General features: G+C 60.7%; 23 protein-coding genes. 16 read left to right on the top strand and 7 right to left on the bottom strand.

The annotated features are described in order from the left end of the window. Nucleotides 1-171: 171 nt before the first annotated feature. On the bottom strand, nucleotides 172-1,560 hold the full coding sequence (locus NDY25_RS06955; RefSeq protein ID WP_168957170.1) for a DEAD/DEAH box helicase: 1,389 nt from the start codon (nucleotides 1,558-1,560) through the stop codon (nucleotides 172-174). Between the two features lie 308 nt (nucleotides 1,561-1,868). Here NDY25_RS06955 and NDY25_RS06950 point away from each other — a divergent pair, with 308 nt between their 5' ends. Both NDY25_RS06950 and maiA read left to right on the top strand, forming a co-directional pair. Next, nucleotides 1,869-2,927 (top strand): fumarylacetoacetate hydrolase family protein, encoded by a 1,059-nt coding sequence (locus NDY25_RS06950; RefSeq protein ID WP_180336499.1) that lies wholly within the window; start codon nucleotides 1,869-1,871, stop codon nucleotides 2,925-2,927. Nucleotides 2,928-2,982: 55 nt separating this feature from the next. After that, a complete protein-coding gene (gene maiA, locus NDY25_RS06945) occupies nucleotides 2,983-3,645 on the top strand; it encodes a maleylacetoacetate isomerase (RefSeq protein ID WP_168957168.1) in 663 nt (220 codons plus the stop codon). Between the two features lie 520 nt (nucleotides 3,646-4,165). On the opposite strand, the gene NDY25_RS06940 is transcribed toward maiA, so the two are convergent. Continuing rightward, the gene (locus tag NDY25_RS06940) at nucleotides 4,166-5,299 is read right to left on the bottom strand and encodes a PilT/PilU family type 4a pilus ATPase (RefSeq protein ID WP_168957167.1); all 1,134 of its coding nucleotides are present in this window, start codon (nucleotides 5,297-5,299) and stop codon (nucleotides 4,166-4,168) included. A gap of 98 nt (nucleotides 5,300-5,397) precedes the next feature. On the opposite strand from NDY25_RS06940, the gene NDY25_RS06935 reads away from it, so the two are divergent. From NDY25_RS06935 to NDY25_RS06870, 14 genes are all read left to right on the top strand, one after another. Next, entirely contained in the window at nucleotides 5,398-5,781 is a 384-nt protein-coding gene (locus NDY25_RS06935) for a DUF4398 domain-containing protein (protein WP_006449646.1), read from the top strand. Then, nucleotides 5,778-6,668: a hypothetical protein gene (locus NDY25_RS06930; protein WP_168957166.1), complete on the top strand. Its 891-nt coding sequence runs from the start codon at nucleotides 5,778-5,780 to the stop codon at nucleotides 6,666-6,668. Before NDY25_RS06935 ends, NDY25_RS06930 begins: the two co-directional genes overlap by 4 nt. 336 nt (nucleotides 6,669-7,004) lie before the next feature. Continuing rightward, nucleotides 7,005-7,223, top strand: coding sequence for an HP1242/YdcH family protein (locus NDY25_RS06925; RefSeq protein WP_168957165.1), 219 nt, complete (start codon nucleotides 7,005-7,007; stop codon nucleotides 7,221-7,223). 218 nt (nucleotides 7,224-7,441) lie between these two features. Continuing rightward, the gene (locus NDY25_RS06920; RefSeq protein WP_074056614.1) at nucleotides 7,442-8,812 is read left to right on the top strand and encodes a pyridoxal-phosphate dependent enzyme; all 1,371 of its coding nucleotides are present in this window, start codon (nucleotides 7,442-7,444) and stop codon (nucleotides 8,810-8,812) included. 89 nt (nucleotides 8,813-8,901) lie between these two features. Further along, nucleotides 8,902-10,068: a cystathionine gamma-synthase gene (locus NDY25_RS06915; protein ID WP_343243422.1), complete on the top strand. Its 1,167-nt coding sequence runs from the start codon at nucleotides 8,902-8,904 to the stop codon at nucleotides 10,066-10,068. A gap of 28 nt (nucleotides 10,069-10,096) precedes the next feature. Continuing rightward, entirely contained in the window at nucleotides 10,097-11,479 is a 1,383-nt protein-coding gene (locus NDY25_RS06910; protein ID WP_168957163.1) for a glycosyltransferase family 4 protein, read from the top strand. Between the two features lie 99 nt (nucleotides 11,480-11,578). Beyond that, complete coding sequence (locus tag NDY25_RS06905) at nucleotides 11,579-12,364, top strand: ABC transporter permease (protein WP_023902501.1); 786 nt, start codon at nucleotides 11,579-11,581, stop codon at nucleotides 12,362-12,364. After that, nucleotides 12,361-13,647 (top strand): ABC transporter ATP-binding protein, encoded by a 1,287-nt coding sequence (locus NDY25_RS06900; RefSeq protein WP_168957162.1) that lies wholly within the window; start codon nucleotides 12,361-12,363, stop codon nucleotides 13,645-13,647. Before NDY25_RS06905 ends, NDY25_RS06900 begins: the two co-directional genes overlap by 4 nt. A 40-nt stretch (nucleotides 13,648-13,687) precedes the next feature. Continuing rightward, a complete protein-coding gene (locus NDY25_RS06895) occupies nucleotides 13,688-16,081 on the top strand; it encodes a methyltransferase domain-containing protein (protein ID WP_168957161.1) in 2,394 nt (797 codons plus the stop codon). 51 nt (nucleotides 16,082-16,132) lie between these two features. After that, the gene (locus NDY25_RS06890) at nucleotides 16,133-17,194 is read left to right on the top strand and encodes a glycosyltransferase family 4 protein (protein ID WP_168957160.1); all 1,062 of its coding nucleotides are present in this window, start codon (nucleotides 16,133-16,135) and stop codon (nucleotides 17,192-17,194) included. 20 nt (nucleotides 17,195-17,214) lie between these two features. Beyond that, nucleotides 17,215-18,966, top strand: coding sequence for a glycosyltransferase (locus NDY25_RS06885; RefSeq protein WP_256627979.1), 1,752 nt, complete (start codon nucleotides 17,215-17,217; stop codon nucleotides 18,964-18,966). Next, nucleotides 18,963-19,607, top strand: coding sequence for a glycosyltransferase (locus tag NDY25_RS06880; RefSeq protein WP_256627848.1), 645 nt, complete (start codon nucleotides 18,963-18,965; stop codon nucleotides 19,605-19,607). Before NDY25_RS06885 ends, NDY25_RS06880 begins: the two co-directional genes overlap by 4 nt. Before the next feature lie 75 nt (nucleotides 19,608-19,682). Further along, entirely contained in the window at nucleotides 19,683-20,717 is a 1,035-nt protein-coding gene (gene gmd, locus NDY25_RS06875) for a GDP-mannose 4,6-dehydratase (protein ID WP_168957159.1), read from the top strand. Beyond that, nucleotides 20,701-21,642 carry an NAD-dependent epimerase/dehydratase family protein gene (locus tag NDY25_RS06870; RefSeq protein WP_168957158.1) on the top strand — a complete coding sequence of 314 codons (942 nt, stop codon included), beginning with the start codon at nucleotides 20,701-20,703 and terminating at the stop codon, nucleotides 21,640-21,642. The genes gmd and NDY25_RS06870 overlap by 17 nt, the downstream gene beginning before the upstream one ends. 290 nt (nucleotides 21,643-21,932) lie before the next feature. Here the strand turns inward: NDY25_RS06870 and NDY25_RS06865 are convergent, their stop codons facing one another. The 5 genes from NDY25_RS06865 to NDY25_RS06845 all read right to left on the bottom strand — a co-directional run bounded on the left by NDY25_RS06865 (nucleotide 21,933) and on the right by NDY25_RS06845 (nucleotide 26,816). Continuing rightward, nucleotides 21,933-22,379 carry a hypothetical protein gene (locus NDY25_RS06865; protein WP_218973899.1) on the bottom strand — a complete coding sequence of 149 codons (447 nt, stop codon included), beginning with the start codon at nucleotides 22,377-22,379 and terminating at the stop codon, nucleotides 21,933-21,935. 157 nt (nucleotides 22,380-22,536) lie between these two features. After that, on the bottom strand, nucleotides 22,537-24,087 hold the full coding sequence (locus NDY25_RS06860; RefSeq protein WP_256627847.1) for a hypothetical protein: 1,551 nt from the start codon (nucleotides 24,085-24,087) through the stop codon (nucleotides 22,537-22,539). Nucleotides 24,088-24,764: 677 nt separating this feature from the next. Further along, a complete protein-coding gene (locus tag NDY25_RS06855) occupies nucleotides 24,765-25,181 on the bottom strand; it encodes a GtrA family protein (RefSeq protein WP_023902509.1) in 417 nt (138 codons plus the stop codon). Beyond that, nucleotides 25,178-26,128, bottom strand: coding sequence for a glycosyltransferase family 2 protein (locus tag NDY25_RS06850; protein ID WP_168957155.1), 951 nt, complete (start codon nucleotides 26,126-26,128; stop codon nucleotides 25,178-25,180). Before NDY25_RS06850 ends, NDY25_RS06855 begins: the two co-directional genes overlap by 4 nt. After that, a complete protein-coding gene (locus tag NDY25_RS06845) occupies nucleotides 26,118-26,816 on the bottom strand; it encodes an NAD-dependent epimerase/dehydratase family protein (RefSeq protein ID WP_168957154.1) in 699 nt (232 codons plus the stop codon). The genes NDY25_RS06850 and NDY25_RS06845 overlap by 11 nt, the downstream gene beginning before the upstream one ends. Between the last annotated feature and the right edge of the window lie 181 nt (nucleotides 26,817-26,997).

Here is a 26,997-nt window from a genome sequence, read left to right as displayed (position 1 = left end):
CTGGCATGTGCCATCCGTGTGGAAGCAAGCTGCGTCGCACACCTTTGGAATGCGCCGTTAGCGTCATGCCCACATTGCCCCGCTTGCGCCCACAAAAAAGCCGCCCCGAAGGGCGGCTTTTCCTTTCAGTTCACCGCATGCCTAAGCGCCGGTCGCACCGGCGCGCAGGATTCAGCGCGTGCCGCTCGGACGCTGACCACCACGGCCACCATCGCGACGGCCTGCGCCGGCACCGGCGGCAACACCGGCCTGACGCGGACCGCTGCTGCGCTGACCACCTGGCTTCTTCGGGCCGGCATGCGCATGCGCCTGACGCGGTGCCTCGCCATGCGGACGACGGGCGTGGCTCTTGCGCGGCGCGCGATCGCCACCCGGCTGTTCGGCACGGCCCGGGGCGCTGTTGCCCCAGCGGATCGGGGTCTGCGGCTCGTAGCCCGGCACGTCGCGGATTTCCACGTCGCGGCCCAGCATGCGCACGATCTGGCGCAGCAGCTTGGCCTCGTCCTGCGCCACCAGCGAGATCGCCTCGCCGGTGGAGCCGTTACGGCCGGTGCGGCCGATGCGGTGCACGTAATCCTCGGCCACCATCGGCAGGTCGTAGTTGATGACCTTCGGCAGCTCGTTGATGTCGATGCCGCGCGCGGCGATATCGGTGGCCACCAGCACGGTCACGCGGCCGGCCTTGAAGTCGCTCAGGGCACGCATACGCTGACCCTGGCTCTTGTTGCCGTGGATCGCCGCGGTCTTGATGCCGGATTTTTCCAGGAACAGTGCCAGCTTGTCGCTGCCGTGCTTGGTACGCGCGAAGACCAGGGTCTGCTCGCGGCTGTCCTGCGCCAGCAGGTGCAGCAGCAGATCACGCTTGCGCGCGCCATCGACCGGGTGCACGCGGTGGGTGATGCTCTCGGCCACGGTGTTGCTCGGGGTGACCTGGATCTGCATCGGGTTGCGCATGAATTCCAGCGCCAGCTGCTTGATGTTCTCTTCGAACGTGGCCGAGAACAGCAGGGTCTGGCGGTCCTGGCGCGGCAGCTTGGTCAGGATGCGCTTGATCGACGGCAAAAAGCCCATGTCGAGCATGCGGTCGGCTTCGTCCAGGATCAGCACTTCGATGCCGGACAGGTCCACGCTGCGACGCTCGATATGGTCGATCAGCCGGCCCGGGCAGGCGATCAGCAGGTCTACGCCACGACGCAGAGTGTCGAGCTGGTTGCCCATGCCCACGCCGCCGTAGATCACCGCGCTCGGAATGCGCAGGTACTTGCTGTAGCCGCGCAGGCTGTCATGCACCTGGGTGGCCAGCTCGCGGGTGGGGGTCAGGATCAGCGCGCGCGGCTTGCGCGGGCCGTTGACCGGCTGCGGCGTGGTGCCCAGGTGCTGCAGCAGCGGCAGGCCGAACGCGGCGGTCTTGCCGGTACCGGTCTGTGCGCCGGCCAGCAGGTCGTGACCTGCCAGCACCAGCGGGATTGCCTGCTGCTGGATCGCGGTGGGGGTTTCATAGCCCTGCTCGGCCAACGCGCGCAGCAGGAAGGGCGCAAGGCCCAGGGATTCAAAAGACATCAGGAAGCTCCAAGTAAAGCGTCGCCACCAGGCAGAGCCCGGAGCGCAGACGCATTGCAGATGCAAAAAAGTGAGGCTCGGAGCGTTCCCGTGAACCGCGCTGCGAGATGGTGGAACAACCCAATCAAAGAGCGATGGGTTTGTCGGCACCACGAAAGGCGTCGGGTGGGGCGGGCGAGCGGATCGATCGATCCTGGCCTCGCCGGCTGTCCCTAAGGGAAACGGACGGCCGCATGCAGACCCGGCAAGTGTACGCGCGTTTGGCGCGCTGCACAAAAGGCGAGTTCATCGGTTGGGCTACGGGTCAGTTGTTTCAACTTCAACCAGTGTTGCAGCAGGCCGTACAATCGGCCGATCAGCCACAGCACAGGATGGTCATGAAGCTAGGTTCCCTGAAGGAAGGCGGCCGCGATGGCAGCCTGATCGTGGTCTCGCGCGATCTGCGCACGGCGGTGCGCGCCACCGGTATCGCGCCCACGCTGCAGCGCGCGCTGGAGGACTGGAGCAATGTCGCGCCGCGCCTGAATGCCTTGTCGGCCTCGCTCAACGAGGGCAGTGCCGATGGCGTGTTCGATCTGGATCTGCAGGCGCTGGCCGCACCGCTGCCGCGCGCTTACGAGTTCGTCGATGGCAGCGCCTACCTGCCGCATGTGGAGCGGGTGCGCCGTGCGCGCAATGCCGAGGTGCCGGAGAGCTTCTACACCGACCCGCTGATGTACCAGGCCACCAGCGCGGGCTTCTACGGCCCGCGTGACGCCATCAAGGTGATCAGCGAGGAGCACGGCATCGATCTGGAAGCCGAGCTGGTGGTGATCACCGACGACGTGCCGATGGGCGCATCGCCCGAATTGGCCGCAGCGCACATCCAGTTTGTCGGGCTGGTCAATGACGTTTCGCTGCGCAACCTGATTCCGGCCGAGCTCGCCAAGGGCTTCGGTTTCGTGCAATCCAAGCCGCGCTCGGCGCTGTCGCCGGTGTTCGTCACCGTCGATGAGTTGGACGAGGCGTGGCGCGACAACAAGGTGCATCTGCCGCTGGTCACCCACGTCAACGGTACCTGGTTCGGTGCGCCGGAAGCCGGCAACGACATGCAGTTCGACTTCGCACAGTTGATTGCCCACGCTGCCAAAACGCGGCCGCTGTCGGCTGGCACCATCGTCGGATCCGGCACCATCGCCAACCAGGACACCACGCTGGGCGCCTCGTGTTTTGCCGAACAGCGCGTGGTGGAGACCTTGCGCGACGGTAAGCCGAGCACACCGTTCATGTCCTTCGGGGATGTGGTGCGGATCGAAATGTTCGATGCCGATGGCACCAGCATCTTCGGTGCGATCGAACAGCGCATCGAACGTCAGCCGCTGCCATGACAGCGGCAAAGGCGTCTGCGAAGGTCGCTACGAATAACTGCACGCGGGGCAGGGCATGAGCGCGCCACTGGAATTGTTTTCGTACTGGCGCTCCAGCGCCGCGTATCGCGTGCGCATCGGCCTGCAGTTGAAGGCGCTGGCCTACATCGCGCATCCGGTGCATCTGGTGCGCGATGGCGGCGAGCAGCACGCGCCGGCGTATGCGCAGCTCAATCCGCAGGAACTGGTGCCCACGTTGCGGCATGGCACGGTGGTGATTCCGCAGTCGCTGGCGATCCTGGAATATCTGGAAGATGCGTTCCCGGACAGTGCGCGGTTGCTACCCGCCGCGCCGGCCGAGCGCGCCCGCGTGCGTGCATTGGCGCAGGTCATCGCCTGCGATGTGCATCCGCTCAACAATCTGCGCGTCACCCAGTTTTTCGAACGCGAATGGCAACTGGCTGCCGCACGACGCCAGGAGTGGACGCAGCACTGGATGCAGCGCGGGTTTGCGGCACTGGAAGCGCAGTTGGGCAATGACCTGCACACCGGCGCGTTCTGCCACGGCGACACGCCTGGTCTGGCCGATTGCGTGCTGATTCCGCAGCTCTACAACGCGCGCCGTTTCGCCGTCGATCTGACGCCGTATCCAACCCTGCAACGTATCGAACAGGCGTGCCTGGCACTGCCGGCGTTCGATGCGGCGCGGCCGGAAGTGCAGCCTGACGCGGCAGTGTAGAAACGGGGAGTTGCCGGCCGCATCTGCCCTTCGGGCAGTCTCCCGCAATGCAGAGGGCGCGCCAAGCCATCGACGTGCGGCCGCTGATGCTCACGCCGGTCTACTGCAGGGTGCTGATCTGCGGCAGTGCTGCAGGGCCCTTGCCCGCCCACCCTCGCGGGACACGCCGCAAGTACGTCCGTGTAGGCCCTTACGCGGCATCCATGCCGCGTAAGGTCCCGCGACGGTGGGCGGGCAAGGACCATCGGAGATGGCCGGTGTTTATGGCTTTCAACAAAGCAATCAACAGACTTTCTGGTGCGGTGTCCTCGCCGATTGCGGGACCATGTGGCGGCATGGGATGCCGCCACTGAGCCTCCATGGACGGATTCACGGCGTGTCCCGCGAGCGGTGAGGGCACCGCGCTCTCGACCCGACTAGGCGTTTTGCTCAGGACTTTTGACTGCATCCAACAAGATGCGACCAACAAAACCACTGCGCTCAACGCCATGCGGCCGCACGCTACATTTTGTTGGTCGTTCTAAACAAACCCGTGGCTAATCTTGGGCGTTGCGGCCGTTTCGTAATCCGCATACGGGTCGTGCTCGCCGGAGCCGCCTTCGGACAGGCGGAACTTCAGCGCCAGACCATCGCGCGAGTCGGCGGCGCGCAGCGCTTCCTCCTGCTCGATCTCGCCTGACTTGACCATGCGGAACAGGCATTGGTCGAAGGTCTGCATGCCTTCTTCCAGCGATTCTTCCATCGCCGCCTTGACCTCGTGCACCTGGCCGCGTCGCAGTAGGTCGCGAATCATCGGGGTGTTGAGCAAGACTTCGGTGGCGGGGCGGCGGCGTCCGTCCTGGCCCTTGACCAGGCGCTGGGAGACCACCGCACGCAAATTCAGCGCCAGATTCATCAGCACGTTCTTGTGCGCGCTTTCCGGGAAGAAATTGAGAATGCGCTCGATGGTCTGGTCGGCATTGTTGGAGTGCAGTGTTGCCAGGCACAGGTGGCCGGTCTCGGCGAAGGCGATCGCCGCCTCCATGGTCTCGGCATCCAGGATTTCGCCGATCAGGATCACGTCCGGCGCCTCGCGCATCGCGTTCTTCAGCGCGCTCTGGAAGGTGTGGGTGTCCAGGCCGACTTCGCGCTGGTTCACGATCGACATCTTGTGCTTGTGCAGGTATTCGATCGGGTCCTCGATGGTGAGGATGTGCCCGGTGGTGGTGCTGTTGCGGTGGTCGATCATCGAGGCCAGCGAGGTCGACTTGCCGGAACCGGTCGAGCCGACCAGCAGCACCAGGCCGCGCGGCGTCATGATGACGTCCTTGAGCACCTGCGGCAGATTGAGCTCTTCGATGCTCGGGATCCGGCTGCGGATGGCGCGGATCACCATGCCTGCTTCGCCGCGCTGCTTGAACACGTTCACACGGAAGCGTCCGGCGTCGGGCAGCGAGATGGCCATGTTGAGTTCCAGGTCGCGCTCGAACTGCGGCACCTGGCCCTCGTCCATCAACGAGTAGGCGATTTTCTTGACCATCCCCGGCGGCAACCCCGTATTGCCGAGCGGGTAGAGCTTGCCTTCGATCTTGATGTACACCGGCGCGCCGGTGGTCAAAAACATGTCCGAGGCATTCTTTTCGGTCATCAGCTTCAGGAAGTAGCCGATATCCATGCGCAATGGTTCCCCAACAAACAGCAGCGTCTCGTTGCAAGTCCGCCGCAGGCTTCCGACAATGGCCGTGCTCGAGACTTCTCGCTACGGCTCCCCTAATGACGGCTAGCTTCGCATACTTGCGGCGATCCCTGTATGGCATCGCCTGTTTCATGGTTCTTTCCTCTCCCGCCGCCGCCCAGGTGGCACCGGAGCTCACCGCCGCCGAACAGGCCGTGCAACGCGCCACCCAGGCCGATGCCGACCAATACGCCCCCGATCTGGTCAATCTGGCCCGACAGGAACTGATGCAGGCCCAGCAGGCGCAACTGGACAAGCGCCAGCGCAAGCAGGTGCCGCAGATCGCCTTGCGCGCTGCTGCCGATGCCGATCTGGCCAAGGCCCGCAGCGAAGAAGCGGTGGTCACCGCCCAGCTGGAACAGCGCCGCAAGGAAGTGGCGCAGCTGCAGAACAGCCTCAACACCGGGGAGGGCGGCCGATGAAACTGCGTCCTCTTCTTTATATCGGTGTAATGAGCCTGGCCACACTGCCGTCGCTGGCGATGGCCGCCAAGGACGACCCGCAGGCCGACGCGCTCAACCGGCGCCTGGCTGCGCTGCAGAACGACCCGCAGACCAATGAACTGGCCCGCTTCGAGCGGCTGCAGGCGCAGCAGATCGTGGCGGCGCTGGCCGAAGCCAAGCGGCGCGACCGCGACGAACTGGTATTTCTGGCCGACCGCCGGGTCGAAATCGCCGAACGCACCGCCCGCACCGCACTGGCACGGCGCGAGCTGGACCGGCTGGAAGGCACCCGCAACGATCTGCTGATCGAAGCCAGCCGCCGGGATGCCTCACGCGCCCGGCAAGAGGCCGAGCGTCTGCGCGTGCAGGCGCAGATCCAGGCCGAAGAGGCCGAGCGCATGCGTCAGGCGGCCGAGCAGGAAACCCTGGCCCGCCAGGACGCCGAGCTGGCGCTGACCAGCGTGGCCGGCAAGCAGACTGCCAAGCTCAATGCGGCTCAGCAAAAAGCCGTGCAACTGGCGCACGAAGAAGCCGAACTGGTGTCCGGGGCCAAGTTGCCCTCCGCCAGGTTCGAACCCCGCGGCGAAGTGTTTTCGTTGGGCAGCGGCGCGTTTGGCGGCAAGACCGCGCTGTCTGGCGATGCTGCAGGTCAGGCCAAGGCGCTGGCCGAGTATCTGAACATCGGCAAGAAGGGTCGGGTGAGCATTGTCGGTTTCGACAGCGATGCAGCCACGGCCAAGAAGCGGGCCGAAGCGGTGCGCGATGCGCTGGTCGCCGCCGGGGTGGCCAGTGCACGCTTGCAGGTCAGCGAGACCAAGGCTGCCGCCAGCAAGACGCGCGCTGCCGAGGTGGTTGTCTCGCCGTAATGCAAGTGGTTGGAAGTTAAGGTCTTTTAACCCGGGCATGACGCCCGGTTGAACCGCGGTCACTGATTGACACAGGGAACGGCAAAAGCAGCCGTTCTGGCCTTGAACCCCCTCCGCGACCGGCGTAGGGTCGTACTCCCGGGCAGCACTCCGCTGCCTGGAAGTACGGAGGGCCGGGCCAGTGACGCAAGGGCACGCAACAATGCAATTCGGTGGGAAGGTTGTTGGTTCCGCCAGTGCGCCTGCCATTGTGATCCGCGAGTCTTCCATCCCCAAGCTGCGCCCCGTGCCATCCGTGGCCGGGGCGTTCTTGTTTTAAGTGAAGGAGGTAACGCCATGTTCGAAGGGCAACCGCAGACCGAAATCGACGCATTGGTCAAGTCCGATCCCGAGTTCAAGCAGCTGTACCAACGCCACAAGCTCTTGAACAAGAAATGCATGGATGCCGAACTCGGGGTGCTCCCGATCGACGACGTGACCTTGGGCCAGATGAAACGCGAGAAATTGCAGGCCAAAGAAAAGCTCACCCGGATGTACGACCAGCGCACGCACTGATCCTTCCCCACATCCAGAACAAGTTCACCGCCGCGGGCGGTGGCAGCCTCCTCGTCGGCTCGCCACCGTCCGCGTCTTTATATGTGCGGCCGTTGGAGCGGCGGCTGAGCACGCTCGTTCATAGGCGAGCGCGATCGTTTCCAGTCTGAATGAGCATTCCCCAGCCGTTCGTCGGATAATGGGCGGCCTAGCCCACGCGGCGCAGCGACGATATCCCGATGGCGATCCACTCCTCCGTACTCGAACTGATCGGCAACACGCCGATCGTCAAGGCACAGCACCTGGACACCGGCGTCTGCGAGCTGTTCTTCAAGCTGGAGGCGGCCAACCCCGGGGGATCGATCAAGGACCGTATCGGCCTGTCGATGATCGAAGCGGCCGAACAGCGCGGCGATCTGACGCCTGGCGCCACGCTGGTCGAAGGCACCGCCGGCAACACCGGCCTGGGTCTGGCATTGGTGGCGCAGCAGAAGGGCTACAAGTTGATCCTGGTGGTGCCGGACAAGATGAGCCGCGAGAAGATCTTCAACCTCAAGGCCATGGGTGCCCAGGTGGTGCTGACGCGCTCGGACGTGGCCAAGGGCCACCCGGAGTACTACCAGGACCTGGCCGCCAAGATCGCCGCCGAGACGCCCGGCGCCTACTTCATCAATCAGTTCGGCAACCCGGACAACCCGGCCGCGCACGAATTCGGCACCGGGCCGGAAATCCTGGCGCAGATGGACGGCAATCTGGACGCGATCGTGTTCGGCTGCGGCAGCTCCGGCACCATGACCGGCCTGTCGCGCGCGTTCGCCACCGCCTCGCCGCATACCGAGCTGGTGTTGGCCGACCCGGTCGGCTCGATCCTGACCCAGTACATCGAAGAAGGCACCGTCAGCGAGAAATCCGGCAGCTGGCTGGTCGAAGGCATCGGCGAGGACTTCCTGCCGGATATCTCCGACTTTTCGCGGGTCAAGAAGGCCTATTCGATCACCGACGCGGAAAGCTTTCACACCGCGCGCGAATTGCTGGCCAAGGAGGGCATCCTCGGCGGCTCGTCCACCGGCACCTTGCTGGCCGCGGCGCTGAAGTATTGCCGCGAGCAGACCACGCCCAAGCGCGTGCTGGTGTTCGTCTGCGATACCGGCAACAAGTACCTGTCCAAGATGTACAACGACTACTGGATGCTGGACAACGGTTTTCTGGAGCGCCCGCAGCACGGCGATCTGCGCGACCTGATCCTGCGCCCGTACAACAAGCGCGACACCGTGGTGGTCGGCCCGAAAGACCTGCTGACCACCGCCTATCAGCGGATGAAGCTGTACGACGTTTCGCAGCTGCCGGTGATCGATGACGGCGAGCTGGTCGGCATCGTCGACGAAAGCGACGTGCTGCTGCATGTGTACGGCGACGAGGCGCGTTTCCGCGACCCGATCTCCACCGCCATGGTCAGCAAGCTCGATCGCCTGGATGTCGCCTCCCCGATCGAAGCGCTGCTGCCGGTGTTCGACCGCGGCCAGGTCGCCATCGTCATGGACGGCAACCAGTTCCTGGGCCTGATCACCCGTATCGACCTGCTCAACTACCTGCGCCGCCGCGTGCAGTGATCGGGTAGCGCCGCGCGCCCGGATGAGACGCGCGGCACCGGCCATTCAGACCTGCTTGTTACAATTCGCCACTTTTTCCGGGAACCTCCATGTCCAATCGCACCACAACCGGCCACGATGGCGAGCGCGAACTCTCGCTTGCCACGCTGGCGATCCATGGAGGGCAGTCGCCGGACCCCAGCACCGGCGCGGTGATGCCGCCGATCTACGCGACGTCCACCTATGCGCAGTCCAGCCCGGGCAAGCATCAGGGCTTCGAGTACTCGCGCACCCACAACCCCACGCGTTTCGCCTATGAGCGCTGCGTCGCCGCGCTGGAAGGCGGCACGCGCGCGTTCGCGTTCGCCTCCGGCATGGCCGCCACCTCCACCGTGATGGAATTGCTGGATGCCGGCAGCCACGTGGTGGCGATGGACGATCTGTATGGCGGCACCTTCCGCCTGTTCGAGCGCGTGCGCCGCCGCACCGCTGGCCTGGACTTCAGCTTCGTCGACCTGACCGACCCGGCCGCCTTCGAAGCTGCGATCCGCCCCGACACCAAGATGGTGTGGATCGAAACCCCGACCAACCCGATGCTCAAGCTGGTCGACATCGCCGCCATTGCTGCTATCGCGCGCAAGCACGGCCTGCTGATCGTGGTCGACAACACCTTCGCCTCGCCGATGCTGCAGCGCCCGCTAGCGCTGGGCGCCGATATCGTCGTGCACTCGGCCACCAAGTATCTCAACGGCCACTCGGACATGGTCGGCGGCATCGCAGTGGTCGGCGACAACGCCGAACTGGCCGAGCAACTGGCGTTCCTGCAGAACTCCATCGGCGGCGTGCAAGGGCCGTTCGACAGCTTCCTCGCCCTGCGCGGCCTCAAGACCCTGCCGCTACGGATGCGCGCGCATTGCGAGAACGCCCTGGCGCTGGCGCAGTGGCTGGAAACCCACCCCGCGATCGAAAAGGTGATCTACCCCGGCCTGAGCTCGCACCCGCAGCATGCATTGGCCAAAACGCAGATGTCCGGATTCGGCGGCATCGTCTCGATCGTCCTCAAGGGAGGCTTCGATGCGGCCAAGCGTTTTTGCGAACGCACTGAACTCTTCACCCTGGCCGAGTCGCTCGGTGGCGTGGAAAGTCTGGTGAATCATCCTGCGGTGATGACGCATGCCTCCATACCCGTGGCCCGCCGCGAACAGCTTGGGATCAGCGATGCGCTGGTCAGGCTGAGTGTGGGTGTTGAGGACGTGGGGGATTTGCGGGGGATTTAGAGCGTGCGCTCGCGGCTTCCGGTTCTCCATGACGGCGTCTCCGCGACGTCAGGGCATCTCTGCTTCCTGGCGAACCGGGCTGGCGGGACTTCAGCTGCAGGCATGGGTACGTCAGCAGTCCTGGCTGCAAAGCATCTATCGGTTGTTTCCGCGCAGTTTGCGCGATCGCGTATCGGCAGCTCTGTCTGCCCGCTCCATTGTCCAGACGCGCTTTCGGCGCACGGATGCCTGGGAGCAAGCCCCAACCGGCAACGATGCGTCTTGGCGGGTCGAGAAAGAGAGCGTCCCGCCCACGTTCGATGCGTCAGCGGGAATCAATATCCTTGGCTATATTCGCGGCGAGTTCGGGTTGGCAGAGAGTGCCAGGATGTATGCGCGCGCGCTCATCAATGCAGGGGTTCCAGTGTCGTTGTATGACCTGGAAATAGGGCAGCCACACTCCTGCCAGGACCGGAGCATGGATGGCTTCATTGATCAGCGCATGCCGCACCGGGTTAGCGTCGTGTTCGTGAATCCTGACTACCTGGAGGCCGCGTTCGAGCACGTCGGTCGCGCGAGAATGAAGGGACACTACGTGATCGCCTGCTGGTTCTGGGAGCTTGAAGTGGTTCCCCAGAGCTGGCTAGGTGCCATCGCGCTAGTGGACGAGATCATGGTTGCCTCACAGTTCATCGAGAACGCCTTCCGACGCATCACAGACAAGCCAATCATGCGGCTGCCTCTGCCGTTGTCCGACTGCCGCGATAGTGGCCTGCAGAGGCATGACTTCGGGCTGGAAGTCGACAAGTTCGTCTTTCTTTTCACTTTCGACTTTCATTCTTTTGTCACCAGAAAGAATCCCCAAGCCGTTGTGCATGCATTTCAACAGGCATTCCCACGCGACCGTGACGATGTTCGTCTCGTTTTGAAGTCAAGCAACGGCCACATGTACCTGGAGCAGATGCGTGAACTCCTCACACTTGTGGTGGGAGATTCACGGATTCTGTTACGTGACGAGGTGATCGACAAAATGCATGTGCGTGCACTTCAGCGATGCTGCGACGTCTATGTTTCGTTGCATCGTGCTGAAGGTTTCGGACTGGGGCTTGCCGAGTGCATGTCGCTGGGTAAGCCCGTCATTGCTACCGGATGGTCGGGCAATATGGAATTCATGACCGAGAGCAACTCGTGTCTTGTAGAGTACGATTTGGTCTCAGTTGCCGGGCAGTATCCCGATTCGAACGGCGCGCGCTGGGCCGAGCCGCGAATTGAAAGTGCAGCTGATGCCATGCGTCGCCTTGCCGACGATCCAGAGCGCGCGCGCGCGCTGGGCATGGCGGCAAGAGACGATATCCGCTTGCGACTTTCACCAGAGCGTGCGGCGCGACACCTGTTGGCAAGGGTCGCGGAAGTAACCGAAGTAATGGACTGACCGCACAGGCAACATTGTGGCCTTAACCAGGCATGCATCGATTTGCGTGCACCTGCTTCAACAAAGTGCTGAACAATTTCTGAGGTAGCAACGTTGGACATGATCCGGTCCGTATGGGCCTTCCGTTACTTCATCCTGTCGTCGATCAGGAACGATCTGCGTCTCCGTTTTGTGCAGAGCAAGCTGGGCGCATTGTGGATGATCATCCATCCGCTCATGCAGGTACTGATCTTTGCGACGATCCTCTCTGAGGTTCTTGCGGCGAAGCTGCCCGGTGTCAACAACAAGTTTGCTTACGCGCTGTACCTGATGGCCGGAACGCTTTGCTGGACCCTGTTTGCCGAATGCATCGGTAAATGTGCTTCGTTGTTTGTGGATAACGGCAATCTCATGAAGAAGCAGGCCTTTCCGCGGATCTGTCTTCCGCTCATTGCAGGTGGCACCGTTATGGTGAACAACCTTCTGCTATTCCTGGCGATCTTCATCGTTTTCGCTATTTTGGGGCACACGTTGGGGCCGCAAGCAGCATGGCTGCCGCTGCTGATGCTGCTGACGCTGGCTTTTGCGATGTCGATCGGACTGCTGCTTGGCGTCTTCAATGTCTTCGTGCGCGACATTGGGCAGGTTGTACCGGTCGTTCTGCAGGCGATGTTCTGGGTGACACCTATCGTCTACACCATCGATATCCTTCCAGAGCAGACGCAGCAATTGTTCAAGCTCAACCCGCTGTTTCCGCTCGTTAGCGCATATCAGCAGGTCCTACTTTACGGGCGCTCTCCCGAGTGGATCGACCTTCTCCCGTTGATGGCGGCGACAGCGGTGCTGGGCGCTTTGTCTCTGGTAGTTTTCCGCCGCGCAAGCGCGGAAATGGTGGATGCACTATGAGCGCAATGTTGACGGTTGAAGGACTGGGGAAATCCTATCGCGTCTGGGGCAGCGAATGGCTGCGTGCCGCCAGCTGGTTCGGTCTGCAGGTCAAGCCACGCGAGGAGCACTGGGTTCTGAGAGACGTCGGTTTTTCGATTGCTGCCGGCGAGTCGATCGGCATCATGGGACGCAATGGTGCCGGCAAAAGCACGCTGCTCAAGCTGATCACGGGAACTTCCCAGCCTACCGAGGGGCGAATCGTGCGTCGCGGGCGTATTGCCGCGATCCTGGAACTTGGCATGGGGTTCAATCCTGAGCTCAGTGGGCGGGAGAACGCGCGCCACTCCGCAGGCCTGATGGGATACGCGCGCGATCAGATCGATGCAGTATTGCCACAGATCCAGGATTTCGCTGAGATCGGAGAGTACTTTGATGAACCGGTGCGTACCTATTCCAGCGGCATGCAGGTGCGTGTTGCCTTCGCCGTTGCTACTGCTTTTCGTCCCGACATCCTGATTGTCGACGAGGCATTGTCGGTGGGCGATGCGTACTTCCAGGCCAAATGTTTCAAACGCATCCAGTCATTTAAGGACGAAGGCACGACCCTCATTCTCGTTAGCCATTCGGCGGGTGATATCGTCAAGCATTGCGATCGTGCAATCCTGATCAAGGAAGGCCGGGTTTATGCCGACGGACCCTCCCGCGATGTATCCAATCTTTATCTGGACGAGCTGTTTGGTCAGAAGCCCGCCTCACTCCAGGCCGATACCAAGGACGCGCCGCAGGCGATGGCCGGCGGCAGCGAAGATGTGTTTCACACCCGGCCCTACTACAACGCAAATGAGCACCGTTGGGGACATGGCGGCGCAAGAATCCTCGATTACTTGGTTGTCAGCGAAGGGCAGGAGTTTCCGCCGCGGCTGGAGAGCGGCTCAAGGACGGCGTTCTATGTGAAGATCGCGTTTGACCGCGATTTCGATAATGTTGTTCCAGGCTTTCTCGTAAAAACGCTCGAAGGATTATTTCTGTACGGGACCAACTCCTTCCTGTCCAGTGAGGGAAGAGTAGGCATGGCCGTCAAGGCTGGCGATGTAATCGTCTGCAAGTTCACCATGCCGCTGGACCTGAATGAAGCAAATTATCTGGTGTCGCTGGGCGTGTCCAGTGGCGACCCAATGACCGAATTGGTGCCATTGGACAGACGTTATGACTCGATCGTGCTCGATGTCGCCAGAGCCATGTTGTTCTGGGGAATGATGGACCTCAAGGCAGATTTCGAGATCGTGGAGGCATCTGCATGAGCCTCTGGCGTTTTCATATCAACTCAAAGATCAAAGAGTCATGACCGAATCAGAAAGTATCAGCGCGCTGGTGACGGCGCTGCCGGAAAAGTACCAGCCGATCTTCGGGCACCCGGAACTTTCGGAGGGAAGCTCAAGGGGGTGCGAAGACAGACTCGTGCTGATTGCCCAATGCGCGAAGCGAATGCAGGACGCGCTTGGACGCCCACTCCGCGTGCTCGACTTCGGCTGTGCTCAGGGTTTTTTCTCCCTGAGCCTGGCCGCCGAAGGCCACCGGGTGCATGGTGTGGATTTCCTTGATCGGAACATTGCGCTGTGCCAAGCGCTTGCTAGCGACAACCCTGCACTTGAAGCCAGCTTCGAACATGCAACGGTCGAGGAAGTGATCGAGCGGCTTGAAGACAGGGAATACGACCTAGTGCTGGGTCTGAGCGTGTTCCACCACCTGGTACATGCCCAGGGCGTTGAGCGCGTCCGCGGGTTGTGTCAAAAGCTTGCCGATTCCACCGAAGCGGGCATCTTTGAGATGGCCTTGCGCGAGGAGCCGCTCTATTGGGCCGCCTCTTTGCCTAGCGATCCAGCGGAACTGCTGGCTGGCTATTCCTTTACCCGGTTGTTGTCCCGGCAGACGACTCACCTGTCGGCGATCGCGCGGCCGCTGTATTTTGCGAGCAGCAGGCTGTGGTATGTGGACGAGGTCGTTGGGAAATTCAATTCGTGGTCAGGCGAATCGCATGCCCATGGCAGGGGCACCCATCAATACAGCAGGCGCTATTACTTCGGCGACGGCGTGTTTGTGAAGAAGATGACGCTCGGCATGGGCGACCGCGCGGAGATCAATCTCAAGGAGTTCCATAATGAGGTCGATTTTCTTCGAAACCCACCCGACGGTTATCGTGCTCCCCGGCTGATTGCAGCGCTGGATGACCGCTCCGACCTTTTCCTTGCCAGGGAGATGATGAAGGGTCGCCTGCTGTCGGAGCTGATTGACGACGAGACGCTCTACGATGCCGACCGGGTCGTATCGGAACTGTTGGATCAGCTCGTGGCGCTTGAGCGCGCGGGTCTGTATCACAACGATGTGCGCTGCTGGAACGTGATCATGACCCGGGACGGGGATGCTGTCCTGATTGATTACGGTGCCATTTCTTCCGAAGCGACGGATAGTTCCTGGCTGGACGATCCGCTGCTGGCTTTCCTGATTACTGTGAAGGAGATTCTCGAACGTCACATCGTGCCTACCAGCCCGAGCCGAGAGCCTGCGCTGGACCTGATGTCGTTGCCTTTCCGGTATCGGAATGCATTCATGCGCTTGTTCGGGCGAGCACAGACGCACTGGACCTTCAAGGAGCTACAGGACAATCTGGCGTTGCCGGAGTCGGTATCCGATGAAGTGCCGGAGTGGATGTCGATCTATCAGTACCTGCAGCGATCCCTGCGCACCTACAGCGGATATGTGCGTGCACTGTCTACACAGAGCGAGCACGAACACGCCGCATTGATGGCAAGCGAGTCTTCGCTGGCGCGCGTTCTCAGCGACTCGCAGCAGGCACAGGAGAAGCTTGTCGCGCTTCAGGCCGAGATCGAGATGGCGGCTCACCGTTATCTCGATCTGGAGGGGAACAGCCTGCGCATGGCCGAGTGGTCCAAGGAACTCGAAGAACACGCGAAAGAGCTCGAGGAGCGTGCGAAAGTGCTAGAAAAAAGCACTGGCCAGTTGAGTGAGCAGGCAGCGGCAATGGAGAGTCGAGCCCTTGAGGCTGAGGCGGGCAGGGACGGGTTCCGCGAACAGGCCGCCGAACTGCAGGCGCGCGCTGCAACGTTCGAGGCCAACAACCTGGAGCTCTCCCGTCGCATCACCGAACTTGAGGTTGAGCTGGAAGAACGGCAGCGCGCCCGCGAGCTCGCGGAGTTGTTGGCAGCTGATGTAGGCAGATTGACGGCAGAACGAGACCAGTTGCAGGAGGAAGCGGCTGAAAAGCGGTTGTCCAATGAACGCCTGGAAGCCAAGGTTGTGGAGCTTCAATCCAATGTGGATTCCCTCCTGCAGCGGATTGAGCGCTCCGAAACATCCGGCGAACACGATCGGCGTCGGCTGAATGAGCTGCAGGCCAATCTGTCGCAGCGCAATCAGGACGTGGAAACGTCGCGTGCTCGGATTCGCGAACTTGAGTACATTGTCGGTGGATTAGAGGGGCTCATTGCCGATTTCCATACCAGTCGTTCGTGGCGCGTTACTGCGCCGCTGAGATGGGTGACCACCAAGGTGCTCAGGCGAGATGAACCTTTGGCACAGATGGTGCCCAGAAAGACGGAACCGACCAATGCCATCGCTTATGGCGAGGACCTGCCAAGTCCTGCTGATGCTGCGCTGGAGAAGCGGCTGGCCGCGCTCGACCAAATCGGGCGCCGAGTAAGGAAACCCGAGCAGTAATTCACGGAAGTCATCGCAGTGGCAAGGGCAATATCGAAAGGGGACTCAGTTTTGAAAAGAATTATCGTACTTGGCGCGCAGGTGCCGTTTGTTCGCGGAGGCGCCGAGCTCCTCAATGAAGAGTTGGTGCGTCAGATCAATCTGTGGGGCAAGCAGCGCCAGGTCGTCGCTGAGCTGGTGCAACTACCCTACAAGTGGTATCCGGAAACCGAGATCCTCTCTGCGATGCTTTCCTGGCGGCTGCTGGACCTCAGCGAGGCCAACGGGCAGAAGATTGACTTGTGCATCTGCACCAAGTTTCCGACCTACGCTGCGTCGCATGCCAACAAGACGCTGTGGCTTGTGCACCAGCACAGGGTGCTTTACGACCTCGCACATACGCGCTTCGATCAGCCCCATTTGAGCAGCAGGGATTCTGCGGTGCGCGATGCATTGCGTTTGTCGGACAAGGAGATGCTGTCCGACATTGATTCGCGGTTTACAATTTCCCAGACGGTTACTGACCGGCTGAAGCAGTATTGCGGCCTGTCTTCGGAAGTGCTGTATCCGCCGTCCAAGCTGGCGCCACACATTAAGTCGGGCGAATACGGGGATTTCGTACTGTGTATCGGTCGTCTTGAATCGATGAAGCGGCCGGACCTGTTGATCCGGGCAGCCCAGCACGTACCACATGCAAAGGTGGTCATCGCCGGAACCGGTGCAAGCGACTACGCCCGCTCACTGGCCCCGCTGGTGCGCGAGCTGGGCCTGGAAAACAGGGTCGAGCTGGCCGGCTTTATCGAAGATGTCCGCTTGCTCGAGCTGATCGCCAATTGCCGCGCGGTGTTCTATTCGCCAGTCGACGAGGACTATGGTTTCGCGACTCTCGAAAGTTTCGCCGCGCATAAGCCGGTGATTACCGTTGATGACAGCGGCGAAGTGTGCCGTATCGTGAGGTCCACCGGTAGCGGCTGGGTGACCGCTCCGACACCGGAGGCCATTGCCGAGAGCCTGCTGGACTGCTATGTCAAGACACCCGCCCAGCTTCGCGTGCTGGCTGAGGAAGGACATCGCCTCAGCGAGACCATCACCTGGGACCGCGTGATCCGTCACCTCGTGGAGAGCAGGCTTTGAGTGCTCCGTTCCGAGTCGCAATGGTCGGGCCCCAGCCTACTGATCGGTCCGGCATTGCCGAGTACGCGGCTGGCCTGGTCGACATGTTGCGTGATTGTGGCCTGTCGGTTGAGACGGTCACTGTTGCGGATGTCGAGCAGAAAGGCGCGTCGCAGATCGTTGCCAGTCTGCGCGCGGCAGACGCCGTCGTGTATCAGATGGGAAACCACCCGACGTTCCATGGCTGGATGCTTCCCCTCATGGCAGCCGTGCCCGGAATCGTGCATTTGCATGACTTGGTGCTTCACCATATGGCGGCTGGCGTATTGAGCGATGCGGGGCGACTGGACAGCGCCAGTTACGGTGGCTTGCTGGAAAAGTGGCATTCAACATCGCAGGTCAGAGCCGCAACGGTGGCTCTTCGTATCGGCACGCCGATATGGAGCCGCGCCCAGGTGGTTGATTATCCGCTGCATCAGGTGGCAACCCAGTATGCGACCGAAATGGTCGTGCATTCCCGGTACTCTGCGGACCGGATCGCAAAGGATTTTCCTTGGCTCCCCATCACGGTGGTGCCGCAGCTCTATCCGATAGTGGCACCCCACCGCGTCCGCGGCCGGCTGAATACCATCGCGCTTCTTGGCGGAGGTCAGGTAAACCGCCGCTTTGATTGGGTTGTGCAGGCACTGGCCATGATCGACGAGGTGCTGGACGAGCCGCTCACGCTGGAGATCGCAGGAGATGTCGAGCCTGCGGTGGCGAGCCAGCTTGAGGCGTTGACAGGGCTACGTAACGTTCGATTGATCAACCATGGCCGTGTCGACGACGAAAATTTCTGGAAGGTCTTCGAACGGGCCGACCTGATGATCGCCTTGCGGCAGCCCACCATGGGCGAAGCGTCTGCTGTGGTCTCCAAGGCCATGCAGGCCGGACTTCCGACAATCGTGTCCGACCATGGCTGGTATGCCGAGCTTCCCGGATGTGTAAAAAAGATCGTTCCCGACAATGACTGTGTGATCGCGCTGGCGGAACTGCTACTGCATCTAGCGCAGTATCCCGAGTCGTATGCCCGCTGGGCAGAGGAATGTGCCGATTCTGCAGGACGACCTTCGTTGGCCCCCATTGCTGCGGCGGAGCAGTATGCGCGGCTGTTGCGCACCCATCGCGTCTTCTCCGATTTCCGCGACAGGGTGGCAGACGCGATAGCGAGCATGAGGGTGGACGCCAACTCCCCGCTCGGCAGTGAGCTGCAGCGCATCGACGTTCGCGCCGGCCTGAAGGGGGATCGCTGGGTGGATGCGGCGTTGGCAGTTCTTGACGACCAGAAGCTGGACTCGCATGCGCGGATCACCGGCGAGACGGTCGGGCCGTATCCTTATACAGAGCCCCTGCCTGACACGGCATTCCAGGGTTCCGCAGCTGTTGTTGACGCTGATATCAGCGTCGTGGAGGCCTCGAACGTGATTCCCTTGCGCGTTCAGCTTACCAATGAGGGGGACTTCCCCTGGCTCAGCCCGTCCGACCACACTATCAAGCCCTTTGGAATATATCTGGGCTACTTCTGGCATTCGTCCGACCCTTCGCTGGAGCAGGTCGAGCAGGCCCGTCATTTTCTGGAGGATGTAGTACGCCCGTCGTCATCCGGTATCCATGAGATCATTATCCGTGCGCCTGACGTTCCTGGGGAGTATCAGCTGGAAATTGATCTCGTTCAAGAATCTGTCTGCTGGTTCAAGTACAAGGGCTTCACGCCTGCGCGGGCCAGCGTGCAAGTAGAGGCGGCCTCGCCATGAAAATCTTATCTATCCACAAAAAGTCCCCAATCATGAAAAAAATGAACAAATCCCGTCGTGTCGTTGGCGCAGCTATCGCGCTGGCTGCGGCGATCGCTGTTACTGGCTGCTCCAAATCCCCGAACGACACCGCCCAGCCGGTAGCTGACGCACAGCAGCCTGCTGCGGCGGCGGCGGCTCCGGAAGTTGAAGGCATCTCGGCCCCGATCCCGCAGGATCAAGTAGGCGCCCAATATGCCGTTTCGGCCGAGCCTGTGCTGGTTAGAAACGGTGAGATCCTGAAAGTTGTGGTCAATGTCACCAACACCGGAAAGGTCGCGGTCAACTCGAAAGGCAAGATGCCGGTCAACCTCGCGATCTCGCTGGTTGATGGTGCCGGCGCGATGGTAAAACAGGAGTTCGTGCGCGCTACGCTGCCGCCGCAAGGTATCACTGCTGGCGGATCTGCTGACGTCGTCGCCGAGGTTCCGGCCCAGGCCGTGGCAGGCAACACGCTGCGCTTCGGTCTCGTACAGGAGGCGGTCGCATGGTACAGCGACTACAAGATCCAGCCGTTGGACTACGGCCCGTTTAATAGCTGCGAAGATCAGGGCAAGCCTACCCTTTGCGGCAAAGATGGAAAGCCGCTCACTATGCAGTGACGGTAACGCCATCGACGCGAGCCTGCTGCGCCAGGCTTGGAACTGGAACTATTTCGTAAATAAGAGACTGTGTTAATGAAGACTGCGTTGATTACTGGAATCTCTGGTCAGGACGGGGCTTACCTGGCCCAATTGCTCCTGGACAAGGGGTATCGTGTGTTCGGCACCTATCGCCGAACGAGTTCCGTCAATTTCTGGCGGATCGAGGAGCTGGGAATCGCAGCCCACCCGAACCTTCATCTGATCGAATACGATTTGACCGATCTGGGTTCAAGCATCCGCATGCTTGAAAGCGCTGGCGCCACAGAGGTCTACAATCTGGCTGCTCAGAGTTTCGTCGGTGTGTCGTTCGACCAGCCGACGACTACCGCGCAGATTACCGGTATCGGTCCGGTTCACCTGCTCGAAGCGATCCGCCAGGTTAATCGGGATATTCGTTTTTACCAGGCGTCGACTTCGGAAATGTTCGGCAAGGTGCAGGCGGTTCCGCAGATCGAGACCACGCCGTTCTATCCGCGTAGTCCTTATGGCGTGGCCAAGCTTTATGCGCACTGGATGACCGTTAATTACCGCGAAAGCTACGACATCTTCGGTTCGAGCGGCATCTTGTTCAATCACGAAAGCCCACTGCGTGGACGCGAGTTCGTGACGCGCAAGATCACCGACTCCGTCGCGAAGATCAAGCTCGGCCTGCTGGACTGCATGGAGCTGGGTAATCTCGACGCGAAGCGGGATTGGGGTTTTGCACGCGAGTATGTCGAAGGAATGTGGCGGATGCTTCAGGCAGACGAGCCGGACACCTTTGTGCTTGCGACGAATCGCACCGAGACCGTGCGTGATTTTGTCAGCATGGCGTTCAAGGGCGCCGGGATCAATGTCGAGTTCCGCAACAGTGATGTGGACGAGATTGCTGTGGATGTGCAGACGGGTAAGACGGTGATGAAAATCAATCCGAAGTTCCATCGTCCTGCCGAGGTGGAATTACTCATCGGCAATCCAGAAAAGGCCGAGCGCGTACTGGGCTGGCGTCCTGAGACGAGCCTGGAGTCGCTTTGCCAAATGATGGTGGAAGCAGATCTGAAAAGGAACGAACGTGGTGCTTCCTTCTGATATTGCTGGAAAGCGGGTATTGGTTACTGGCGCGTCCGGTTTTACCGGCCGCTATGTGGCCGATGAACTAAAAAACTTGGGCTGCGAAGTGCTGGGGCTTGGCGGGTCTGATCAGCCCGCACCGCGCTGGGCCAGCGCCTTGGCGCCGGTCGACCGTCATTACCAGGCCGACCTGCGTGATCAGGATGCTTTGCGTGAGGTGCTGAAAGAGACTTCTCCCGACATCATCATTCACCTAGCCGCGCTTGCGTTTGTGGGGCACGGCAGTGCGGATGATTTCTACAATGTAAATCTGGTGGGTACGCGCCACTTGCTGCAGGCAGTGGATGAGGCTGCAATCTCGCCTGGGCGCCTGCTTATCGCCAGCAGCGCCAACGTTTATGGCAACTCCTCGGAGGGACGCTTGGACGAGTCGGTGGTCCCGGCGCCGGCAAACGATTACGCCATCAGCAAACTGAGCATGGAGTACGTGATTCGGCTTTGGCAGAGTCGGTTGCCCATCATCGTGGTCCGGCCGTTCAACTACACCGGCAGGGGGCAGTCGGAAAACTTCCTGATCCCCAAGATCGTCTCGCACTTCGTCAGGCGGGAGCCGCGGATCGAGTTGGGAAATCTGGATGTGTCGCGTGATTTCGGCGACGTCAGGGCGGTGGCATCCGCCTACGGCAAGCTGTTGCAGTCATCCGACGCCATCGGTCGTACGGTCAATGTGTGCTCCGGAACGGCCTATTCCCTTCGGGACGTGATCGACCTGTGCACACAGATCACTGGCCATTCGTTGGAAGTCTCGGTGAATCCGAAGTTCGTCCGTAGCAATGAAGTCAAGATGCTATGCGGCGATAACCGGTTGCTGCAGGAACTTGCAGGAAGTTGGACGTCTCCGCCGCTGCGCAAAACCCTGGAATGGATGCTGGAAGAGGGCTGAGCGAAGCTCGGCAGCTTGCTGGGCTTGGTGATCTATCTGCGCGTATGTACGGCGCAGACGCAGAGAAGCTTGAAGTACGATGATTGATGCGGCCAGACGGTCTGCGTCACGTTGAGTCTGACGTGACGCAGGCTTGTTGATTGGTCGGCAGGCATACGACCAACTGGTTGACCTGGAAATTTGACTCCACCGCGCGCGCTGTCAGCCACGTTCAGAGGCGCCCAACAACTACATCTAGTGAGTCAGGTGCAAGTGTCCTTGGTGGCTTGCCCAACCATGGCCAGCGGCTACTAGGGCGTGCGGGCTGCCAGCTGCAAAGACCTGAGTGAGATGCCCAGAGTACGCGTGTCCGAAGACAGTCCAAGTTCAACTGGGGAGGCGGGGCGATCGTAGTGCAGTTCGACCCTGACCTCATCGCCAGCCGCCAACGTTGGCAAGGCAACGCTGATCTGCTGCGGCTCTGGCGCGGATGCTGTCAGCGTTTGATGCTGCCAGTTTCCGCCATTGACGCGAATGCTGACCTCCATGGATTGGCGTTGCGGAGCCCATAGGCCGCCAACCTGCAAGACAAGCTGGGTGCCCGCTGCCGCCGATTTCTCGATTCGCACCAAAAGCCCCGAATCTTCGCCGATGGACCATACTCCGAATGGTTCATCGCTGGACCAGCCATTTGTCAAAAAGGGCCGCAAATCAGCAGGACCTACTGTCTTACCTGCCGAAAGCATGGCGGGTTTCATCGAAGCGGCATCCAGGGAAGACTCGGTCTCCCTCGCCGTACAGCCAGGAAGTAACACGCATAAGACGGCAGCCAGCACGGCAACCCTAATACCGTGGTTTGCGGTAATCATTTTGAATCCTGGCGGCTAATGATGTGGGAAGGAGTGCGCATGTCTTTTAGTTGGCCGACTCTATTGGCGCGACCTTGATCCAATCGAAAGCCATACCGATTCCGTAGGAGTGATTATCGACGGCGAGCAGGAAGGTAGCCCGATTGTCGCCATTCTTCAGGAAGGACGAGGGCAATTCCCCATAAAATTCATTGGCATTGATCCAACGTAGTGGGATCACATGGTCGTTCACTGAAACGGCGAGCTGCTCGGGGTGTATCCCGGGCGCAATGGCCCTGACCTTTCCGCGAACCCGATATGTCCCGCCAGCAGGTTTGAGGCGGAATTGAAGCCACGGATTCTCCACCACGTTCCACGAGAACGAAGCCCGTTCTGCGGAACCTTCGGGTTGCCACTGGGCATCCTGCCACCCTCGACCGGGTGCAGGCACATCCAAGTTCCACCAGCGGCCGAAATCCCACCTGAAGCTGGTCTCTTGGTCCCTGTGGCGGAACTGATCGAAAGCCAGAAGCCAGGGGGACGGAGCGAGCATGGCGCGATAACGTCGCGAAACGGTGTCGTTGCGCAAGGAAAGCTCGTCTTTACGTGCACCGACCAGCGGCACGATGCCGTTTTCGGGAATGCGTACGACCTGCGTCGTGCTCTTGTCTGCGCGATAAAGAACGCTTTGCGGCGGCGACGTATAGCCGGGCCCATCAACGGTTGCGCCTGAGCTGAACTCCCAGTGGTCGGGGTACTCGGCACATTGGCCGGTGCGACCTCTTTCATCCGTGCGTTGCCAGTCGTTCTCAGGCTGATTGCAGATCTGCACCCGGTTGATCGGCTTCCCGTACAAGTACGTCAGCGCGTTCATCATGTTTTCCCGGAGCATCCAAACGCTATTGATCCGGTGGGAGCCATCGAGAATGAGGAGATCGCGCTCGTTGGCAATGTCCGGCAGGCTTACCGCCACGTTCTTGAGGACCTCGCGCTCTGTATCGGAGATCTGTTCGTAGTGATGGAACTGGAACATCTGCGCCGCCATGCCCAATACGATCAGCACGGTTCCCAACAGCACCGCCAAGGTTCGACGCCCTCCAGAGAAGAGCATGACCAGAGCCACAGTTGCCAGTGCCCCGCCTGGCGTAGCGAAAAGGAAGGTGCGTTGACTGATGCTGGTATGCGCTGGAGACGCAAGAAAGGGAAGATAACCGACGGCAGCAAACACCACGCCAGTGAAGAGCACCCGCAGCGACCAGAGTACGCCGATGTGCTTTCCCGACGTTGGCGTTGACGCAGGCTCGCGCACGTAGCGGAGCAGAGCCACTGTCATCAATGCAATGGCTGAGAGATACCAGAAGCTGCGGTACTCGACGAAGAGAATCCGCGCCGCGTCGATCCAGCCGCCCACCACGCTGCGCCCGATGCCCGTGTAGAACATCACGTGCGCGCGGTCCTTGAGCAGGGCAATACCACCCGCCTGACCCTTCAACACGTCACCCTGGTAGGTCGAGCCGTGTTTGGCAACGTAGTAGATGTAAGCCGCACAAGCCAGGACGCCGATGCACCAGACCAGCGAAACGTGCCAGCGGCGTAACAGCACCCGGATCGTTTCCACCAACCCCAACCAACCGACACCACAGCAACAGCAGGGGCAAGATTGCGTATGCCAACGCCAACTCGTAGATCAGCGTGGCGACGACGAGCATGGCGGTGGACAGCAGCGACAACAGGATCGCTTTGGTCCTGCTGGCCATCCGTTCACTTTCATATGCATGCACGATCCCGATCACGCCGGCCAAGGCCAACCCGACAGACCAGTTGATATGGAAGGAGCGGAACGACAGCTGCATCGTATCGGCGGGATAGATGACCACCAGCAGCGCCAATAACACGGCATAGAGCCGCGAGCGCAGTAGCCACCACCCCATGATTCCGCCGCAAACGCCCTTTAACACCAAGGCCAGCATCTGCAGTAGATGCATGGCGAAAAAGGAATTGGGCGATAGTTGGTATGCGATCGCATTCGGCAACAGCATGAGAGGCCGCATGCGGTGAGTGGGAAGCGGCCCGCCCTCGCCAACAACGTAGAACACGCCGTGGCGAGTGAACAGGCTCAGAAGATCCCATTCCTCGATATGCCCCATCATGTTGAAGCCGAAGGGAAGCCAAAGCAGCATGACGATCGCTATGGAGCAAGCGATGAACAGCATGGTGCGTTGGGAAACGTCGTTGCGGTTAAGGAGGTTGGACATTCGATGGCTTGTTTGGTTGCAGTTGCGGCGTAGGTTGGATTTAGACGTGATCGCGACGTCGGTCCCGGTTGAAGACCCAGAAATTCATCACGAGAAATACCACGACAGGCACGACGACGGCCGAGAACGCAATGCCCCACGCGTAATGCAAGTGCAGACTGTTCACAGCCACGCCCATCCCGATGATGGACAAGGCAAGGTTGAAGCTGTGCAGCAAAATGAAGCGCAAGCCTTCCGAGCTCAGATGGCCAGAGGAGACGAACGTGAAGCTGCGGTGCGCGACGAAATTGATTGGCACCAACACCAGGTAGCAGAGCGCCGTCGCCATGGTCGGCTGCATGCCGAGCTTTGATACAGCCAACCAGGTGAGCGCACTGAAGGCCACGGTACTGGCGCCGCCAACGATGCAAAAGCGCAAAAAGCGTGCGGCCAGGGCGCGGTGGCGCTGCGGTATCACTGCACGTTCTCTTGCTCTTGGCCTACGTTGAGCTGTTGGCCCTTTATGTATTGGGGGCGATTGCTGACGTTCAGTAGCACGCGCCCCACATATTCGCCCACCACGCCCAGCGCGAGTAGCTGGATGCCGCCCATGATCAATACCGCGACGATCAATGAGGTCCAACCGATGACGGTGTGCGGCCAAAGCAGCTTTTGCAAGATCAGCACGATGGCGCACAGGAAGCCGAGGCCGGAAGAGACGATTCCTGTCAGCGACGCGACCCGTAATGGCGTGATCGAGAAGCTCGTGGCCATCTGCATCCACAGCGAGATTGATTTGCGCAGGCTGTATCCAGACTTGCCGTCGCTTCGGGCGTGGTGCTCCGCTTCTATGGTGGTGATATTGCTGGTGCTCTGGACGATAAGCCCATCGACATAGACGAAGGGGCCACCGTAGCGCAATATTTCGTCACGTACTTCGCTGATCAAGCCGCGAAATGGCGAAAGATAGAGCCCGCGAGGTTTTGCAAGCAGCCACGAAGCCATGCGGTCGTTGAACTGGCTGCCGAGGCGCTTCCAGAGAGCGTGTCGCCGGCTTTTGAACTGCACGTAGCAAACATCCGCTCCATTGCGCAGCTCTGCCACGACGCGCCCGATGTCGGAGGGCGAGTGCTGCAGATCGTCATCCATGGTGACGATGTAACGGCCGCGTGCCACACCGAATCCAGCCATTAACGCATTGTGCTGCCCCGCGTTCTTGCGCAGCCGGACTCCCTTCAACCAGGGCCGGGAGGCGCACAGGGCTGTTATGACCTGCCAGGAACTATCCGGGCTGCAGTCGTACACCAGTACAACTTCGAACTTCTCGGTGAGCTCAGTCAGCGACTCCTCGAGTTTCTCGGCAAGCGTGGGCAGGATGGTGGCGCTGCCATAGACCGGGATGACGACGGAAATATCAGGTTGCATCGCTCGTTCCGTAGTATTTGCGGATCAGCCTGGCGATGTATCCTGGGGAGGAATCAATGCCGGTGGCAGTTGCATAACGAACAAACGGCGCCGAATCAGGCGTGGCACCGCCGCCTCGGTTCACAAAGTCGATGGTTGCCTTCTTGCCCAGCGTGGCCTCCAGCATTGAGACCAGCTCGAGCAGGGTGACGTTTTCTGGCGGAGCCAGATCCAGCACGGCATTGCTCTCGAGGCGATTCTCAACCAGATGAAGGGTCAATCGGGCGACATCTTCCACGTCGATCAGGCAGCGTACTGCCTTGACCCAGATGCGCAACGGTTCTGCGTTGCGGATACCACTGGCGAGATAGTTGGACAGGGTGTGAGGGTTGTCGGTGCGTCCCACGACTTGAGGCAGGCGCAGAATCAGAGACTCGTCCCGTTCTGCGATCAGCTGTTCCATTTTCAGCTTGTGACGGACGTAATGGGTTTCGGCACGGTCGGGGTCTGTCACGCTGCAGGTGCTGAAGTAGACGAACCGGCCCTGCGCGTCGTCCAGGGCCTTGACCAGCAGACGTGCTTCCCTTTCGAATGCCGCAGGATCGGTCTCAGATGAATTGGACACCCCGGAGGCGAATACCGTGGCGTTGAGCTCAGCGAGCCTATCTGCTGCGAAGGATCTGGCCAGCAGGCCATTACCGATGATCACTTAATTACCACTTCCCATTTATCGACTTTGTCCTTACACAGCACCGGACAACTACAAGGCCGCCAGCGCTATACGATCGTCCCGGGCCAGCATTCGCTCCGACCGTAGCGTGCCCCCATCATAAAAAGCGGCAAGCAGTGCCACCGCCACGTTGACGGCGCAGTATACCGTCCACTGTGGC

The sequence above is a fragment of the Xanthomonas hortorum pv. pelargonii genome, assembly GCF_024499015.1.
GTDB lineage: Bacteria > Pseudomonadota > Gammaproteobacteria > Xanthomonadales > Xanthomonadaceae > Xanthomonas > Xanthomonas hortorum_B.
This window is presented reverse-complemented; position numbering and strand designations above follow the sequence as displayed.